Annotated in this window: 2 protein-coding genes; both read right to left on the bottom strand. The window is 63.0% G+C overall.

Annotated elements, in window-relative coordinates; genetic code table 11:
- On the bottom strand, window positions 1-1,268 hold a 1,268-nt coding region (locus A3764_RS16960; RefSeq protein ID WP_067951806.1), incomplete at its 3' end, for a M23 family metallopeptidase.
- Window positions 1,265-1,528 (bottom strand): SCO family protein (locus tag A3764_RS16965; RefSeq protein ID WP_201722454.1); only part of this gene is annotated, 264 nt, incomplete at its 5' end. The genes A3764_RS16965 and A3764_RS16960, both read right to left, overlap by 4 nt.

Genomic DNA, 1,528 nt, shown 5'->3' on the forward strand with positions numbered 1-1,528 from the left:
CGCTCGGCCGCCTCTGCCAATCGGTCGTCAGAGAGAGGGTCGGTTGGGCGACCGTCCACCAGCACTTCGTAATGTAGGTTGGGGCCTGTCGCGGTACCCGTCGCACCGACCCGCCCGATCATATCTCCGGCCATCACGCGTTGCCCTTGTGTGAGCCCGTCCGGTACGGCGCTCAGATGCGCATAGCGCGTCAGGGTGTCGGAGCCATGAGCGATCTCGACGACCCGGCCATACCCACCGCGTCGGCCGATGAAGCGAACGCGGCCCGGCGCCGTCGCCTGTACCGGCGTGCCGCGCGCCGCCGCGAAGTCGACCCCTGTGTGCATCCGTACATTGCCGTAGACCGGATGGGTGCGGCGCCCGAACACAGAACTCAGCCGTGCACCTTCGACCGGTTGCGCAAACACGCGCAGGACTTCTCCGTCGACATAGATCGTCGCTTGGCCGCTGCCGTCGTTCGGCCAGACGATTTCATAGACCGAGCCATCGATATCCAGTGCGGCAAAGGCAAGCTCGGGCTGACCAATCCTCTTGTTCCCGTCTCGGGCCTCGCGCCAAAGGAGGCGCATCGTCTCGCCACCCGCAAGATCACGACGGAAATCCACGGTGCCGCCCAGCATCTGCGCCAGGTCCACCGCAAAACGGGCGGGGATGTCTGCCGTGTCTAGGGCGGCGAAAATCGAGCTCTCGATCACCGCCTCGCCAGCGAAAGTCACCAATTCGGGATCCGGCTCCAACACGCGGGCGGCAAGCTGTTCGCCGAAGACCGCCTCTATCCGGACACCGTCATCGACGGCTAGTTCTACACGACGCGGGTTGTCGTCCGTTGTGGAAACCACGGTAATGATGTGACCCGGACGCAGACGGCGCAGATCGTATTCCGCGCCAATCGCCAAGGCGATTTCGGCGCGATCCGAAGCATCCAGCCCCGCATCGGAAAGGACCGCATCAAGCGTCTCGCCCGACGCAATCTCGCGCGACCAGGTGACCAGCTGGGGCTCGATAGATGGCAAGGAGGTATCAGCGGGGGAAACGGTCAGGAGGGGCCGGGGTCTGAACTCGAATGCGATATCTGCCTGGGCGAGTGTAGGGCGGACCGAATTGGTTTCGGTAATCCGAGGCGGCGCAAGCGGATCGGGAGTCCAGAGGGTCGCTTCAGCAATCGCAGGGGGCACCGGTTCTTTGGACAGAACGCCAGAGATGGCGATGGGGGTCACCGAAAATGCGCCTGCGACCGCAACGGCCGCCAAGACAGTTCTTATCTTCATGTTGCCCCCTCTACGTCTTCTGTCAGTGCGCGCCGGATCTTCGGCACCGCGAATTCTCTTGGCTCGTGATAGTCGATCATGGTGACGAGCTCACCCTCGGCATCGAACAGGAATACGCCTGCCGTATGGTTCATCGTATAGCCGCCGCCCTCAGTCGGGACGCGCTCAAATGAGGCACGAAACCCTTCTGCAGCGCGGGCAATCTGGTCTTCCGGCCCCGTCCAACCACGAATGACCGGATGAAAATAGCCGACATATTC

Origin of the sequence: Sulfitobacter sp. HI0129 (assembly GCF_001635395.1) — a bacterium.
Classification (GTDB): Bacteria; Pseudomonadota; Alphaproteobacteria; order Rhodobacterales; family Rhodobacteraceae; genus Sulfitobacter.